This window comes from Mucilaginibacter sp. Mucisp73 (genome assembly GCF_059491465.1).
The window spans coordinates 2,920,150-2,936,602 of sequence record NZ_CP168507.1 but is presented as its reverse complement, the minus strand read 5'-3'; the positions used below and the strand labels follow the sequence as shown (position 1 = coordinate 2,936,602).

Sequence of the window (16,453 nt, the reverse complement as noted above, 5' to 3'; positions counted from 1 at the left end):
TTTAAGCCTTACGCTTTCGGCTTTCAGCTTAAAGAAAAATGGTACAAAAAACCTTATATATAGTACGCCACGGCCAAACTGAGTATAACAAACTTGGTATTATACAGGGTCGCGGTGTAGATACCGATTTAAATGACGAAGGTCGTAAACAAGCCCGCCAGTTTTTTGAGGCTTATAAAACTGTTCCGTTCGATAAAATTTATATATCGGCATTAAAGCGCACGCAGCAAAGTATCCAGCCTTTTATTGATCTGGGGATTCCTTATGAAAAGCTTCCGGGTTTGGATGAGCTGGCCTGGGGCATTCACGAAGGCCAGTCGCCAACTACCGATAATAAGGCTGCTTTTCTGCAGATCATGCGTGATTGGCTGGATGGCAAACTCGACAGTAAATTTGAAGGGGGCGAAAGTCCTATTGAGGTTGAGGTGCGTCAGCGTGAGGCCATGAAGGTGATCATGAGTCATCCCGAAGAAAAAAACGTGCTTATTTGTATGCACGGTCGCGCTTTACGACTGTTGCTTTGCATCCTTACCGAAAAACCATTATCCGAAATGGATACCTTTCCGCACCAAAACCTGGTGCTATATAAGGTAAACTACGATGGCCAAAAATTTGAAATAGTCGACTTTAATAACGCCGAACATCTCAAACATTCCGAAGAATAGAAATAGCGAATTTGTGAACAAGATCAGAATATCAGCAGTAAGCTACACTAATACCAAACCCTTTTTATACGGCATTCAACATACCGACATCATTAATAAAATAGACCTGAGCCTTGATATCCCGTCAGATTGTGCCCAAAAGCTTATTGACGACGTGGTTGATATCGGTCTGATCCCGGTTGCTGCAGCACTGAGTTTGCCGCAATGGGAAATTGTCTCTGATTACTGCATTGGTGCCGTAGGCGCGGTAAACTCCGTTTTCATTTTCAGCAATAGTGATATTAAGGACGTAACTACCATTCAACTCGATCCGCAGTCGCGCTCATCAAATAATCTTGCCCGTGTATTGCTGAAAAACCATTGGTTGGTAAACCCCAAACAGGTAAGTAATGCGCCGGATTATGCTCAATCTGCAGACGAGAAAACTGCCTTTGTACAAATAGGCGACCGTACCTTCGGCAAAAAACAACGATACAAATACGTTTACGATCTGGCCGAAGAATGGCAAAAAATGACCGGCCTGCCTTTTACATTTGCGGCTTGGATAGCCAATAAACCTATCCCGCAGGAATTTATGGATGAGTTTAACGAGTCGTTAAAGTACGGCCTTGAACACCGGGAAGAGCTTTTTAAAGAACTACCCATGCGTGATGACTTTGACCTGGTTGATTACCTGATGGTTAAAATAGATTATGATTTAACAGCGGATAAAAAGAAAGCCCTGTACCTGTTTCATGATTATATAAAGGCGTTGTAATCTCTGAACCGGGATTTGGGTGGATTTTTAAGATTACAGGATTAGAATTGTTCGATTATGTAATCCAATAATCACATAAATCCCGGTTCGGGCAAAAACAATTCCCCTCTCAATTCAATTGCTTATCTTAAACACAAAAACGTTTATCTATGAGCAATACTCCCCAACTATTAAAAGGACAAGCTGCCCTCGTAACCGGCGCCGATAGCGGCATTGGCAAAGGTGTCGCATTAGCTATGGCCGCTGCCGGAGCCAAATTACTGATTAATTATGCCCATAATAAAGCAGCCGCTGATGATGTGGTCAGCCAGATCAAGGCCACAGGCGGCGAGGCATTTGCATTTCAGGCCGATGTAAGCCATGAGGAAGAGGTAAAAGCCATGTTTGCCGAATTATTTAAGAAATATGGCACTATTGACATTTTGGTAAACAATGCCGGTTTGCAAAAAGATGCCAGATTTGTTGATATGACGCTCGACGACTGGAATAAAGTGATCAGTATTAACTTAACCGGTCAGTTTCTTTGTGCCCGGGAGGCTGCTAAAGAGTTTATAAAACGCGGTGTTGTTGAAGGAGGAAGCAAAGCTGCGGGCAAAATTATCTGTATGAGCAGCGTTCATGAAGTTATCCCCTGGGCAGGGCACGTAAACTATGCAGCCAGCAAAGGCGGCATTATGATGTTTATGAAAAGTATAGCGCAGGAGCTTGCCCCACATAAGATCAGGGTAAACGGCATAGGGCCAGGTGCTATACAAACACCTATTAATAAGGAAGCCTGGGAAACCCCGGAAGCTCTTGATAAATTATTGACGCTCATCCCTTACAACCGGATAGGCCAGCCGGCTGACATCGGAAAACTGGCAGTTTGGCTGGCTTCAGATGAGTCGGATTACATTACCGGGGTCACAATTTTTGCAGATGGGGGCATGACTTTGTACCCGGGCTTTGCAGATAATGGCTAAATGACATTTTCATGACAACATAAATCGGTTTAGCAAACTAAAAACGCCATTAATTGGCGTTTTTAGTTTTAGATATTGTAAAATATACACTAAGGTTATTGATAAAATTAAAATTTTGAGGCTATAAAAGGCTATAATTATTAAATATTCATAAAAGTTCAAGAAAATTTTAAATATTGACAAGTGTAGCGTATTTTTGTTGCAGGATTTAAAATTTAAACGAACATGAAAAAGATATTTTTAACAATAGCAACCGCAGCATTATTTACCGTTAACGCTTTTGCCGATGGTGGCAAAAAATCAGATGGTGGTACCAACGTTTCTTACGTAGCATTACACGGCTTTACTGCTGACTTCGCTGAAGCTACCAACGTTAACTGGACTGTAACAAAAAACGTTCAAAAAGCTACTTTCACTGTTGACGGCGTTCAAAAAACTGCTTTCTACAACCTGCAAGGTGAGTTTTTAGGTACAACTCAACGTGTTGACAACAAAGCTATCCCTGCAAAAGCCCTTCAACAAATCAACAGCGATTACAAAGGTTACGAAGTAGGCGAAGTTATCGTTTACCAGGCTAACACTTCAATCAATGACGCTATCGAGCCAACTTCATATTTTGTTGACTTGAAAAACGACAAACACGAAGTTTTGGTTAGGATTACTCAACAAGCTAACATCGAGTTTTTCCAACAAGTAAAATAACTCCGAAAAATTATAACAATGGAAAGCCGTCCCGAATATCAGGACGGCTTTTTTTATGATTATAAATCACACTTTTATGTCATAAAGCCTCTTTTCATAAAACAAAAAGGGTGTTTTCGTCTTTTAAATATTAATTAATATTTACTTCATATGTCGAAAACAATAATTGTATCAAACCGTTTGCCTGTTAAAATTTCCAAAATTGATGGTGCATACCATTCATCACCAAGCGAGGGAGGATTAGCCACCGGTTTAGGTTCAATATATAAACAGGGCGATAACGTATGGATAGGTTGGCCCGGAATAGAAGTTGCTGAGCAGGAAGATAAAGACCAGGTTACAAAAGAATTAAAAGAGTTAAGCCTGATTCCTGTTTTTTTAGATCAGGAAGAGATCAACCAATATTACGAAGGTTTTAGCAACGAGGTTTTATGGCCCGTTTTTCATTATTACGCTTCAACTTATGCTGCATACAAACAATCAAACTGGGATTACTATAAAGCGGTAAATAAAAAGTTCAGGGATATGATCCTGAGCATTGCCGGGCCCGGCGATGTGATCTGGATCCACGATTACCAGTTGCTATTATTACCCGCCCTGGTTAGGCAGGAGTTGCCGGATGTTTCTATTGGCTTTTTCCTGCATATTCCTTTCCCGTCAAATGAAATGTTCAGGTTAATCCCGTGGCGTTCGGAACTGTTGGATGGAATGCTTGGCGCCGATCTGATCGGTTTACATACATTTGATGATGTGCGCCACTTTTTAGGTGCGGCTACACGCCTGCTGCCGGTAACATCCAGTGCCAATATCATCAGCAATGGCGAGCGCTCGGTTGTTATAGAGTCGTTCCCGATGGGTATTGATGAAAAAAGGTATTCATCGTTACCGCTGCAGGATGATGTGAAACAGCAGATTGACCTTATTAAAGAGAATTTCCAGAACAAAAAACTGATCCTTTCTATCGATAGGCTTGATTACAGCAAGGGGATCCTGCAAAGGCTGGAAGCTTTTGAGCTGCTGCTTGAACAATGCCCGGAATGCATTGAGCGCATTACACTTTACATGATCGTGGTTCCATCCCGGGATACGGTACCGCAATACGCTCACCTTCGGGATGAAATAGATAAAAAAGTAGGGAAGATCAATGCGTTGTATCGCACTATGGACTGGAGCCCGGTGCACTATTACTATCGCTCATTCCCGATAGAAACCCTATCGGCACTCTACTATTCGGCCGATGTTTGCCTGGTTACACCCATGCGCGATGGCATGAACCTGGTAAGCAAAGAGTATGTCGCCAGCCGGATAAATAATGATGGTGTGTTGATTATGAGTGAAATGGCAGGATCATCTAAAGAACTTATAGACGCTATAATTGTTAACCCTAATAATACCGGGGAAGTTTGCCGGGCGATTTTGCAGGCTATCAATATGCCGCTTGAAGAACAGCGCCGGCGCATGATCCCTATGCGGCAGCTTGTAGCAAAGTTCAACACATCGCATTGGGTTAAAATTTTTATGGACAGGCTGAAAGAAGTAAAACTCATGCAGCGCTCCATGCAGGCCAGGCACGTAAGTAACACTACCGAACAAAGCATTATTAACCGTTATATGAAAACTAAAAAGCGGATTATCTTTTTGGATTATGACGGCACACTGGTGAATTTTAAATCAAATATCGATCAGGCCTCTCCCGATAAGGAGTTGTACAATGTCATCAATAAACTCGCGGAAGATCCTGCAAATCAATTGGTTTTGATTAGCGGACGAAAGCATGAAAACCTCGACGAGTGGTTTAAGGAAAACGACATCTATCTTATTGCCGAACATGGTTCATGGTTTAAGCAACCCGGCACTTTATGGCATAAAATAAGCGGACTAACCGATCAATGGAAACATGATATTTATCCAATATTGGAAACCTATGTCGACCGTACGCCGGGCTCATTCATTGAAGAGAAAACATATTCACTGGTTTGGCATTACCGTAAAGCCCAGGCCGGGCTTGGCGAGCTGAGGGCCAACGAGTTGATGAATAATCTTAAATATCTTGCAAGCGATAAAGGGTTACAGTTACTGGCAGGGGATAAGGTACTGGAAGTGAAGAATATGGATATTAATAAAGGCAAAGCCGCTTTAACACTTACCGAAGGCCGCGATTATGATTTCATTATAGCTTTCGGCGATGATTATACCGACGAAGATATCTTTAAAGCGTTGCCCGAAAGTGCTATTACCATTAAAGTTGGCAGTAATCTTTCGGCAGCTAAGTTTTACCTGCGAAACCCATCGGAGGTTAGGAAATTGCTGACCAGTTTTGCTAAGTATACGCCGGTTGAGGAACCGGCAGACAAGTAGGGTTGAATAGTTTTAATCTTGCGCTCGTTTGCAACGAGCGCTTAATATGGCTTAGCGATTGCATCGCCAATGGCGTTATAAACGCAAACCCAGGTTACGCACTCGTTGCAAACGAGCGCGAGATGAAACCGGCAGACAAATAGGGTTTAGTCTGTTTACTTAAAAATTATTTATGCCTGCGGTTTATTAGCCGCGGGCAATTTTTATATTCGGTTCGCGATAATGTAACCTTTATGAAAAAAATCAGCCTGCTTGTTTTTGCATTAATGCTTAGTTGCCATATCATTTATGCGCAAGCCCCGGTCTATAAAATTTATGCCGTAAAATTCGCCGAATCGGGATATCCATTTAAAGTGGGCGATTGGGCGTTGAACGGTCCCAAAAATGAACCGGTTAAAATTGATTTTATGGTATGGCTTATCAAAGGTAGCAACGGCAAAAATATTTTGGTTGATGCCGGCTTTTTGCCCGATATTGAAGATGCCAAAGAATTTAAACTTAAAACCTATCAACGCCCTGACTCGGCGCTTTTAAAGCTTGGTGTAAAGCCCCAGGATATAACCGATATTATTTTAAGCCACCCTCATTGGGATCATATAGATGGTTTAAGTCTTTTCCCTAAAGCTAAGGTTTGGATGCAAAAGCTGGATTATGAGTTTTTTGTAGGCGCAGCATGGCAAAAAGCGGGAGAGGCAGGGGGGTATGCTAAGCGCGATGTTATCAATACCGTTAATTTAAATTTGGCGGGCAGGCTCAAACTGATAGACGGCGACAATAAAGAGATCATTAAAGGTATAAAAGTTTATGCCGGTTCAAAGCATACCTACAATTCGCAATATGTGCTGGTACAAACCGGGAAAAACAGGGTAGTAATGGCATCTGATAATATCTGGATCTATTACAGCCTTGAGCATTTGGTGCCACCTTCGCAAGGTGGCACGCTTGATCCGGCAGGCTATGTCAAGGCAATGAAACGCATGAAAACACTTGCAAGCGACGTTAAATTTATCATTCCCGGGCATGATGGCAGGCAGCTTGAGATCTTTCCAAAAGTAGCGGATGGGGTAGTGGAGATCAGGTAATTATTTAGGTGAATAGCGAATTACTTAATCCAGACTTACGAAGTTTTAGAAACTTCGTAAGTCTTATCTGCTGCCAATTTATGCAAGAGAATATTAATCCTACAAAAATATCGGCCTGTCTAATTTCATGGCAATCCGGTACGCCGCGTTCATCAACCCCACATGGCTGTAAGCCTGGGGGAAATTGCCCCATTGGCTTCCGTCACGCTCGTCAACATCTTCGCTAAAGAGCAACAGGTGATTGGAATATTGCAGCAGGTTGCCAAACTCGCGCTGGGCATCATCCAAGCGACCAACAGCAGCCAGCGCTTCTACATACCAAAATGCGCAGATCAGGAAAGTAGTTTTAGGCTTACCAAAATCGTCTGTATATAAATACCTGTAAAATAATCCATTAGGCGTCTTTAGTTCTTTTTCTAATGCAACTAAATGATCCTTCGCTTTCTGCGAATTTGGATCGAGATAGTTCATCATAATCAATTGCAAAGTGCTGGCGTCAAGGTTACTGCTCCCGGCCGAGTTGGTGTAAACTTTGCGCACCGGGTCATAGCAGCTCTCGATATGCGCGGCCGCACGTTCTTTAAGAGAAATGGCCTTATCAATCAGCTCCTGGTTTTGGATGGTACGCGCCATTTTTTCGGCAGCGGATGCGCCTGCCCATTGAAACAGGTTGCTGTAACAATGAATGTTGGCCATATTCCTGAACTCCCAGATGCCGGCATCTTTTTCATCAATGGTATGCTCTATCTTACTCAACAGAAAGGCTATCCAGTGAACCGAATCTTTTCGTTCCGAAAAAACAAAACGATGATCGGTGTATAATGGGAGCAGGGAGATCAATACCTGGCCGTAGATGTCATTCTGAATGTGTTCAGACGCCTGGTTGCCAACCCGCACCGGCTGGTTGCCCATATAGCCTGCTAAATCAGTCATGATATTTTCGACAAGGTCTTTTTTACCAGTGATGCCATATAGCGGCTGGTAGCGTTCCATTTCCGAAAAGGTGATATCAGTAACATAGCCGAAATACTTCTCCATCTCCTCAAAATGGCCAATGTGGTTTAGCGCGGTTATTACGTAATAAGTATCGCGCAGCCAGCAATAACGATAATCCCAGTTACGGCCGCTTCCCGGCGATTCGGGCAGACTTGTGGTGCTTGCGGCGATAATTGCACCGGTATCCTCATACTGGTGTATTTTAAGGGCCAAAGCAGAGCGGATTACAAAGGGCTGAAAATAAGTAGCAATTGATGAATGTTTGATCCATGTACGCCAGTATTGCACGGTTTCGGCCAAAAACCGATCAGCTGTGCTGATGAGGGGCGCTTCAAGCGGTTCGCCGTAGGTCATGGCCAGGTACTTGGTTTCATTGAGTACAAAAGCCTGTCCATCAAAAACATAACTTATGGGGATATTGGTGGTAAGGCGGATGTTTTCTTCGCCGCCCAGATATTGGATATGATTGCTGCCACGGTTTACACTCAATTTAACAGCGCCATATTCAGATACCGGCGTGCATTTGACAATGATGCGCGGTGAGCCCTCAATAACCTCAATTTTCCTGATCAGCATTAATGGTTTATAATAACGCTGATGCTGGTAAAATCTTGGTGCAAAATCGGTTATTCGATATTTGCCGCCGCTTGCAGGGCATATTTCAGTAATTAAAATATTGGTATTTTCCAGGTAATGTTGATTGGTAGTGTATTCCCCTTCCGGACGGATCGAGAATTCGCCGCCCTTATCTTTATCAAGCAGGCCGCCAAAAATAAAGGTGCTGTCGAACCGGGGCCAGCACAGCCAGTCGACATTGGTGTTTTTATTAATATGGGCTAAAAAGGCGCAATTGCCAATTATACCGGTATCATAGGTGTGTTTACTCATAGATAGCTGTTATTAATTTCAAACTTCAACAACACAGCCTTTGTAATGTTGGCGTAAATAATGCGATTATTTAAAGTTTGTTTGCATTTGTTTATGAATGTATAGTAACTTAGTCGTATTAAATTACCATCAAAAATCTATCATCATGAGTTTAAGACTGGGCGATAAAGCGCCAAACTTCAAAGCAAAAACATCAGAAGGCGAAATTGACTTTTACGAATATTTAGGGGATAGCTGGGGCGTACTATTCTCGCACCCTGGCGATTATACACCTGTATGTACCACTGAACTTGGCAAAACTGCCGCGTTAAAAGATGAGTTCACTAAACGCAATGTTAAAGTATTGGCACTTAGTGTTGACTCGGTTGAATCGCACCACGGCTGGATCCAGGACATTAACGAAACACAGGGTGTTGAAGTTAACTTCCCGATCATTGCCGATGAAGACCGCAAAATTTCTGAAGCTTATGATATGATCCATCCAAATGCTTCGGTAAATGCCACAGTGCGCTCATTATTTATTATAGGTCCTGATAAGCTGGTTAAGCTCATCATCACTTACCCTGCATCAACCGGCCGTAACTTCCAGGAAATTTTAAGGGTTATTGACTCATTGCAGTTAACCGCCAATTACAGCGTGGCAACACCTGCCGACTGGAAAGAAGGGGAGGACGTGGTAGTAGTGCCGGCAATTAAAACTGAAGATATCCCTGCCAAATTTCCAAAGGGTTTTACTGCAGTTAAGCCCTATTTGCGCCTGACACCACAACCAAATAAATAATTTTATTTGGTTTATTTAATAATTTTATATATTTGAGGGAAGCAGGGTATCTATTCCTTCTGAACCAATAAGCCTATTTTGTTTTCAGTTTGGTTTTAGTTGATCTTAACACGAATTTTTTATTACGATTATTATAATTATGAAAACTGGAAAAGTAAAATGGTTTAACACACAAAAAGGCTACGGCTTTATTATTACCGAAGAAGGTAAGGATCTTTTTGTACACTTTAAAGACGTGCAAGGCGGTGTAAATGCTATTAAAGATAATGACAGCGTCACGTATGATGTGGAAGAAGGAAGAAAAGGGTTACAGGCAGTAAACGTAAAAAAAGCATAAAATATATAAAATTATTGAGCAAAACTTACTTACAAAACCTCTGTCATGACAGGGGTTTTTTTGTGCCGATTTTTTTGTTTTTATCTTCATAAATCACCTACATTAGCCAACCAATTTTTACACGCTATGACCGATCCTACTAATGCCAAAGCCACAAGGAACGCTGTTTTCTTAGTACTTGTTGCTTCCCTGGGCTATTTTGTTGATATATATGATCTTTTGGTTTTTTCTATAGTACGCATCCCCAGCCTTAAAGATATCGGCTTAAATGCACAGGAAATAACTGATAAAGGTCAGTTCATTATCAGCATCCAGATGTTTGGGCTGTTACTTGGCGGCATCATATGGGGCATTGTCGGTGACAAACTGGGCCGTATTAAGGTGCTTTTTGGTTCGATATTACTTTACTCCATTGCCAATTTTGCCAACGGCCTTGTTCATGACGTAAATACCTATGCCATAGTAAGGTTTATTGCAGGCCTGGGGCTTGCAGGCGAACTTGGCGCCGGTATTACCCTGGTTAGCGAAACATTAAGCAAGGAAAACCGGGGTTACGGAACCATGATGGTAGCTGTTATCGGCTTGTTTGGCGCTACTGCTGCTTATGCCGTAGCTAAATTTGGCTGGCGTAATGCTTACTTTGTAGGCGGCGGCTTAGGAATTTTATTGTTGCTGCTGCGTGTTGGTACTTTTGAATCGGGCATGTTCAAAAATGTTGAGAACAGCGATGTATCTAAAGGCAACATGCTCATGTTGTTTACCAACTGGGAACGTCTAAAAAAATACCTGTTTTGTATCCTGATAGGCGCACCGCTTTGGTACGTAGTGGGTGTATTGATCAGCTTTTCGGATAAGTTTGGGGCTGCTTTAGGGGCTAAAACCCTGATCAAACCGGGCGATGGTATTTTTTACAGTTACATAGGCATTGCCATTGGTGATATTGTGGCCGGCTTACTGGCCCAGGTTACCAAATCGCGCAAACTAACGATGGCCGTATTTCTGGTTATATCATTAATTAGTGTCCACTTTTATTTAAGCAGTTACGGCATTACTCCCGAAAAATTTGCTGTATTAAGCTTTTTTATGGGTTGTACTGTAGGTTATTGGGCAACGTTTGTTACCATTGCGTCCGAGCAATTCGGCACCAATATCCGCTCAACAGTTACCACTACGGTACCCAACTTTGTGCGCGGCTCACTAATCCCTATAACTGTTGCATTTAATGCTTTCAATGCAAAGTATGGGTATATTAAATCGGGATATATCATGATGGGGATACTTACTGCAGTAGCCCTGTTATCCTTAAGCCAGTTAAAGGAAACCTTCGGCAAGGATTTGAATTACGTAGAGATAAGCTAAAATCGGCCAGGTGTTCAACTTTTGAAAAACGGGTGTTCAAAAATGTTGCGTTTAGCCTAATGTTAAAAACACAGGCATTGATTATCAGTTATTTACGTTTTTAGCAATAAAATAATGAACACATAAATTATTGATTATCAATTGATTTATTTTTACGGGATGTTTACACCTAAAAAAGTTGAACACTTCCCATTATCGGCTGTGAATGCGGGTAGCTATGGGTTTCCACGTTGAAAAAAGGCCTTCCGCTGCAATTCCCAAAATTCATTACTTTTACAGCCTATGATCAGCAAAGAACAAATAGCCGAAGATTATAAACAAATACAGAATGAGATCTGCACCGCACTTGAGCAATTAGATGGCGCCGCAAAATTTGAGGAGGAGATTTGGGAGCGCGAGGGCGGAGGCGGGGGGCGTACCCGGGTTATCCAGAACGGTAACATCCTTGAAAAGGGCGGGGTTAATTTTTCGGCGGTTCACGGTCATTTGCCCGATACCATGAAGCGTGCCCTACAGGTTGAGCAGGATGATTTTTTTGCTACCGGTGTATCAATTGTGATCCATCCCAATCACCCGCTGGTACCTATCATCCACATGAACATCCGCTACTTTGAAATGCCATCAACCATGGGCGACAGCCAGAAACCGGTTCGCTGGTTTGGCGGGGGCATAGATCTAACGCCTCATTATGTAACAGAAGATGACGCCCGTTTTTTTCATGCAGGCCTAAAAGCTGTTTGTGATCAATACTATGCCGATTTTTACCCCCGGTTTAAAAAATGGGCTGATGATTACTTTTTCATCAAACACCGTAATGAAACACGTGGAATAGGCGGCATATTTTACGACAGGCTTACCGCTAATGATGAGTTAAGCTGGGAAGATATCTTTGAGTTTTCAAAATCTGTTGGCCGCTCTTTTGCACCCTTATATACTGACCTGGTTAACCGAAATCGCGATAAATCATTTACCGAAGCGCAGCAGCTTTTCCAATACCAGCGCCGCAGCCGTTATGCAGAATTTAACCTGGTTTATGATGCCGGCACCAAATTCGGGCTGGAAACCAACGGCCGCATCGAATCAATATTAATGAGCCTGCCGCCTACAGCCAAATGGGTTTATGACTATCACCCGTTAGCTGGCAGCGAAGAGGAAAAAACACTATCTTTATTAAAAAAAGGAATTAACTGGACATAGCGTTAAGCTGAAAGCAGAACGCTGAAGGCCAAAGCCTCTGAAAAAAAGCTTTCAGCGTTAAGCTTTAGGCTTTTAGCTAATAATATCACCAATGAAAAAATCTATTGTGCCGGTTATCGGTATTTTACTGTTATGCGCTTCCCGTTTTGATGATAGTCCGCTGAAAGGCGTCTGGGAGTATCGCGGAGGTATAATTAACGGAAAGCTTGATGCCGCTCCTGCAGCTTATAAGCTACAACGGGATTACGACAACGAGCATTATAAGGCTAAAGTGATTGAAGAAGGGGAGAAGACCCAAATATACGAAAAGGGCGATTACCGGTTAAAAGAGGACACCTGTTTTGAAACCCAAACCTATTGCATGCAGGAGTCAAAACTGCTTAACAAAACCATTAAATACAACTACATAATCAGTAACGATACGCTTAAACTGCTTTCGGTTTTACCTAATGGCAACAAGGTTGAAGATTACTGGGTAAAGGTGAAATAAACCTGTATTAAAGTAACAAAATTGTTAGCCTCATGGCAATAAGTCCCCATGGTTTATTGTTACTAAGTTGGCGCAATCCCAAGTATTTTTTTAACTTCGCAGGTCGTTGAAAAATCAATTTTAACACGCAATTATAAGAGAAGGTTCTACAAATAATTAAAAATGGCTGAAGGAACAGAAAACGATAATTCACACGCAGAAGACAGGATAATTTCGATAAATATTGATGAGGAAATGCGATCGGCGTACATTGATTATTCAATGTCGGTGATTGTTTCCAGGGCGCTGCCCGATGTCCGCGACGGACTGAAACCGGTACACAGGCGCGTACTTTACGGTATGCTTGACCTGGGTTTAACAAATAATAAGCCCTATAAAAAATCTGCCCGTATTGTGGGTGAGGTAATGGGTAAATATCACCCTCACGGTGATAAATCGGTATATGATACCATGGTACGTATGGCCCAGGAGTGGAGTTTACGCTACCTGCTGGTTGAAGGCCAGGGTAATTATGGTTCTGTTGATGGTGACGAGCCAGCGGCAATGCGTTATACAGAAGCACGCTTACAAAAGCTTGCTGAAGAGATGCTGGCCGATATCAATAAGGACACCATTGATTTTCAATTAAACTTTGACGACTCGCTGCAGGAACCAACCGTACTGCCATCCAAATTCCCAAACCTGCTGGTTAACGGTGCTTCGGGGATTGCGGTAGGTATGGCTACCAATATGGCGCCGCACAACCTTTCGGAAGTTATCGATGCTACTATGGCATTAATTGATAATCGCCAGATTGAGGTTGCCGAGTTAATGAAATATGTAAAAGGCCCTGATTTCCCCACAGGCGGTATCATTTACGGGTACGACGGCCCTCGCGAAGCGCTTGAAACAGGTCGTGGCAGGGTTGTGATCCGCGCACGTGCCGAAATCGAAACCTACAATGGCGAACGTGAGCGCATCGTTGTTAGCGAAATACCTTACCAGGTAAATAAAGCTTTGATGATTGAGCGTACTGCCGAATTGGTTAACGAAAAGAAACTGGAAGGCATTTCGGCTATTCGCGATGAATCGAGTCGTGAAGGGATCCGCATCGTTTATGAGATCAAACGTGACGCCAATGCGGCTATTGTATTAAACAACCTGTTTAAATATACAGCTCTCCAAACATCGTTTAGTGTAAACAACATCGCGCTGGTTAATGGCCGACCAATGCTGCTTAATCTAAAAGACCTGATCCATCACTTTGTTGAGCACCGTCATGAGGTTGTGGTACGCCGCACCAAATTTGAGCTTAATGAAGCTGAAAAACGCGCGCACATCCTTGAAGGCTTATTGATCGCTTTAGATCACCTTGATGAAGTTATCCGCCTGATCCGCGCTTCACAAACTCCGGATGAAGCAAGGGAAGGCTTGATGAGCAGCTTTGGTTTAACCGATATCCAGGCACGTGCTATCCTCGATATGACCCTAAGGAGGTTAACAGGACTTGAACGTGATAAGATCAAAGACGAATATGCCGCTTTAATGAAACTCATCGAACACTTAAAAAACATCCTGAGCGACGAAGGTTTAAGGATGCAGATCATTAAGGATGAGTTATTGGAAGTTAAGGAGAAATATGGCGATGAGCGCCGTACCGAAATGGTTCACTCATCTGCAGAAATGCAAACTGAAGACTTTATTGAGGACGAGGATGTAGTAATCACCATCTCCCGCGAAGGTTATATCAAACGTACCCCGCTTACCGAATATCGCAGGCAGAGCAGGGGAGGTAAAGGCGCTATTGGCAGCAACAGCCGTGATGAGGATTTCATTGAGCACCTGCTTATTGCCTCAAACCACAACTATATGCTCTTCTTTACCGAATCGGGACAATGTTTCTGGCTCCGGGTGTTTGAAATACCGGAAGGCACACGTACCTCAAAAGGCCGCGCCATCCAGAATATCATCAATATTCCGAAAGAAGAGAATATCAAGGCCTACATTAAACTGATTTCGCTTAAAGATCAGAATTACCTTGAAAATAACTTCATTATCATGTGTACCAAGAAGGGTACCATCAAGAAAACTTCGCTTGAAGCTTATTCACGTCCGCGCTCAAATGGTATCAATGCTATCAATATTAACGGTGGCGATTCATTACTTGAAGCAAGCTTAACAAGTGGCAGCAGCGAAATTGTGATGGCACTTAAGTCTGGTCGTGCTATTCGTTTCAATGAATCAACAGTAAGGCCAATGGGACGTACCGCTACCGGTGTTCGTGGCATTACACTTGATGATGAAAATGACGAAGTTGTTGGTATGATTGCTATTGATGACGCTGAAACAACCGTATTGGTGGTATCAGAAAAGGGATACGGTAAACGTACCGACATTGAAGACTATCGTGTTACAAACCGTGGTGGTAAAGGTGTAAAAACATTAAATATTACTGAAAAAACCGGAAACCTTGTTGCCATAAAAGGTGTTACAGATAAGGAAGACCTGATGATCATTAACAAGTCAGGTATTATTATCCGTATAGCTGTAAGCGAATTAAGAGTGATGGGCCGTGCAACACAGGGTGTAAGGCTGATAACGCTTAAAAACAACGATGAGATAGCTTCAGTAGCCAAAATTGAGCATGATGAGGATGAGGAAGTAAAAGAAGGTGATGAAAATGCAGAAGGCTTTGATACCACAGCCGAAAATACAGGCGGTGGTGATACAGCTGAAAATGGTGCAGAACCATCAACTGACGATACAACAGAATAATAAATATGCACTACCGCAAGATCATTTTATCGGTTTTAATTACAAGCTTTACTACAACCTTTGCCTTCGCACAAAAAGAAGCGCTTAAGGTTGTAGTAAATAACCTGGCTTTTTATAAACAGAAAAACGACCTGAAATACTTGGCCGCGGCCAAAAAATCTGCAGATAGTTTGATCATTACCAAGTCGGATACGGCTGATATTGAAAAAAACCTTTACCGGGCTATTGTAAATTCGAGTATCCTGTACATCGATTCTTTAAACAAACTCGGGATGCCTGCAGATATGCTTGACAAAACAACCAAACTGGTTGATCGGCTATCGGGTATGAACAAGATTTTCAAGTACCAGTCAGAACTTGATTATACCAGGCGCTGCCTGGCAAACGTTTATATCCGAAAGGGGTTTGATGCGGTAAATAATTCAGATTTCACCAATGCTAAAACTTGGTTTGAAAACGCGAAAAAGTATGCGCCGGCGATGAATCAGATCAATACCTATATCGCTTTCGCAAACAATAAAGCTGGTAATTTGCAGGATGCCGCTGTGTATTATAGCAATATGCTAAGGGTTGACAGTGCACGTACTGAATATATTGAAACAGCATCAAATATCTATAAATCATTGGGGGATACGGCCAAGGCTTTACAGATTCTTCAAAAAGGGAGGAAAATCTTGCCTAACGACAGATTTTTATTACTTGATGAAGCCAATATCTATAACAATAAAAAAAATTACAAAGCCTTAGAGCCCCTAATTGGCCCCCTGCTTGATATTAATGCAAATAACGCTGATATTGCATTTGTTGCAGCTAATTGCTACGATCATTTAGATAAATTTGATCAGGCAGAATCTCTTTACTTACACGCCATTGAACTAAGCGGAACATATTTTGATCCGGTATTTAATTTGGGGTTATTATATTTAAAGCAAAGCGCGACTTCGAAAGGGGAGAGGAGCATTCAGGACCTGGGGCGGGCTATTCAATGGCTTGAAAAGGCCAATGAAATATCACCGAATAACGTAAACAGCCTGCAGGCTTTGCAGTTGGCATACGCAAAAACCAATAACCAGGATCAGTTAGACAAAATAAACAATAAACTAAAACAGTTAACCAATCAATAAT

14 protein-coding genes are annotated in these 16,453 nt (G+C 42.3%); 13 read left to right on the top strand and 1 reads right to left on the bottom strand.

Going from position 1 to position 16,453, the window contains the following annotated elements:
- Positions 1–38 precede the first annotated feature (38 nt).
- The 6 genes from ACEN82_RS12445 to ACEN82_RS12420 all read left to right on the top strand — a co-directional run bounded on the left by ACEN82_RS12445 (position 39) and on the right by ACEN82_RS12420 (position 6,526).
- Entirely contained in the window at positions 39–665 is a 627-nt protein-coding gene (locus ACEN82_RS12445; RefSeq protein WP_413317170.1) for a histidine phosphatase family protein, read from the top strand.
- A 13-nt stretch (positions 666–678) separates the two neighbouring features.
- Positions 679–1,422: a menaquinone biosynthetic enzyme MqnA/MqnD family protein gene (locus ACEN82_RS12440; protein WP_413317168.1), complete on the top strand. Its 744-nt coding sequence runs from the start codon at positions 679–681 to the stop codon at positions 1,420–1,422.
- 149 nt (positions 1,423–1,571) lie between these two features.
- The gene (locus ACEN82_RS12435; RefSeq protein WP_413317166.1) at positions 1,572–2,384 is read left to right on the top strand and encodes an SDR family oxidoreductase; all 813 of its coding nucleotides are present in this window, start codon (positions 1,572–1,574) and stop codon (positions 2,382–2,384) included.
- Positions 2,385–2,609: 225 nt separating this feature from the next.
- Positions 2,610–3,086: a hypothetical protein gene (locus tag ACEN82_RS12430; RefSeq protein WP_091164597.1), complete on the top strand. Its 477-nt coding sequence runs from the start codon at positions 2,610–2,612 to the stop codon at positions 3,084–3,086.
- Positions 3,087–3,236: 150 nt separating this feature from the next.
- On the top strand, positions 3,237–5,444 hold the full coding sequence (locus tag ACEN82_RS12425) for a bifunctional alpha,alpha-trehalose-phosphate synthase (UDP-forming)/trehalose-phosphatase (RefSeq protein ID WP_413317164.1): 2,208 nt from the start codon (positions 3,237–3,239) through the stop codon (positions 5,442–5,444).
- 233 nt (positions 5,445–5,677) lie between these two features.
- Positions 5,678–6,526, top strand: a complete 849-nt coding sequence (locus ACEN82_RS12420; protein ID WP_413317162.1) for an N-acyl homoserine lactonase family protein — start codon at positions 5,678–5,680, stop codon at positions 6,524–6,526.
- Between the two features lie 99 nt (positions 6,527–6,625).
- Here ACEN82_RS12420 and ACEN82_RS12415 read toward each other — a convergent pair whose 3' ends face one another.
- Complete coding sequence (locus tag ACEN82_RS12415; RefSeq protein ID WP_373613854.1) at positions 6,626–8,410, bottom strand: glycoside hydrolase family 15 protein; 1,785 nt, start codon at positions 8,408–8,410, stop codon at positions 6,626–6,628.
- A 145-nt stretch (positions 8,411–8,555) separates the two neighbouring features.
- Between ACEN82_RS12415 and ACEN82_RS12410 the strand changes: the two genes are divergently transcribed.
- The 7 genes from ACEN82_RS12410 (at position 8,556) to ACEN82_RS12380 (ending at position 16,452) form a co-directional block, all read left to right on the top strand.
- Complete coding sequence (locus ACEN82_RS12410; RefSeq protein WP_176624642.1) at positions 8,556–9,191, top strand: peroxiredoxin; 636 nt, start codon at positions 8,556–8,558, stop codon at positions 9,189–9,191.
- 139 nt (positions 9,192–9,330) lie between these two features.
- A complete protein-coding gene (locus tag ACEN82_RS12405) occupies positions 9,331–9,528 on the top strand; it encodes a cold-shock protein (RefSeq protein ID WP_090525558.1) in 198 nt (65 codons plus the stop codon).
- 126 nt (positions 9,529–9,654) lie between these two features.
- The gene (locus tag ACEN82_RS12400) at positions 9,655–10,887 is read left to right on the top strand and encodes an MFS transporter (protein ID WP_413317159.1); all 1,233 of its coding nucleotides are present in this window, start codon (positions 9,655–9,657) and stop codon (positions 10,885–10,887) included.
- A 282-nt stretch (positions 10,888–11,169) separates the two neighbouring features.
- Positions 11,170–12,084, top strand: a complete 915-nt coding sequence (gene hemF, locus ACEN82_RS12395; protein WP_413317157.1) for an oxygen-dependent coproporphyrinogen oxidase — start codon at positions 11,170–11,172, stop codon at positions 12,082–12,084.
- A gap of 91 nt (positions 12,085–12,175) precedes the next feature.
- Positions 12,176–12,574 carry a hypothetical protein gene (locus tag ACEN82_RS12390; RefSeq protein WP_413317155.1) on the top strand — a complete coding sequence of 133 codons (399 nt, stop codon included), beginning with the start codon at positions 12,176–12,178 and terminating at the stop codon, positions 12,572–12,574.
- Positions 12,575–12,736: 162 nt separating this feature from the next.
- A complete protein-coding gene (gyrA, locus tag ACEN82_RS12385) occupies positions 12,737–15,328 on the top strand; it encodes a DNA gyrase subunit A (RefSeq protein WP_413317153.1) in 2,592 nt (863 codons plus the stop codon).
- A gap of 5 nt (positions 15,329–15,333) precedes the next feature.
- A complete protein-coding gene (locus ACEN82_RS12380) occupies positions 15,334–16,452 on the top strand; it encodes a tetratricopeptide repeat protein (protein WP_413317151.1) in 1,119 nt (372 codons plus the stop codon).
- The last annotated feature ends 1 nt before the right edge of the window (position 16,453 follow it).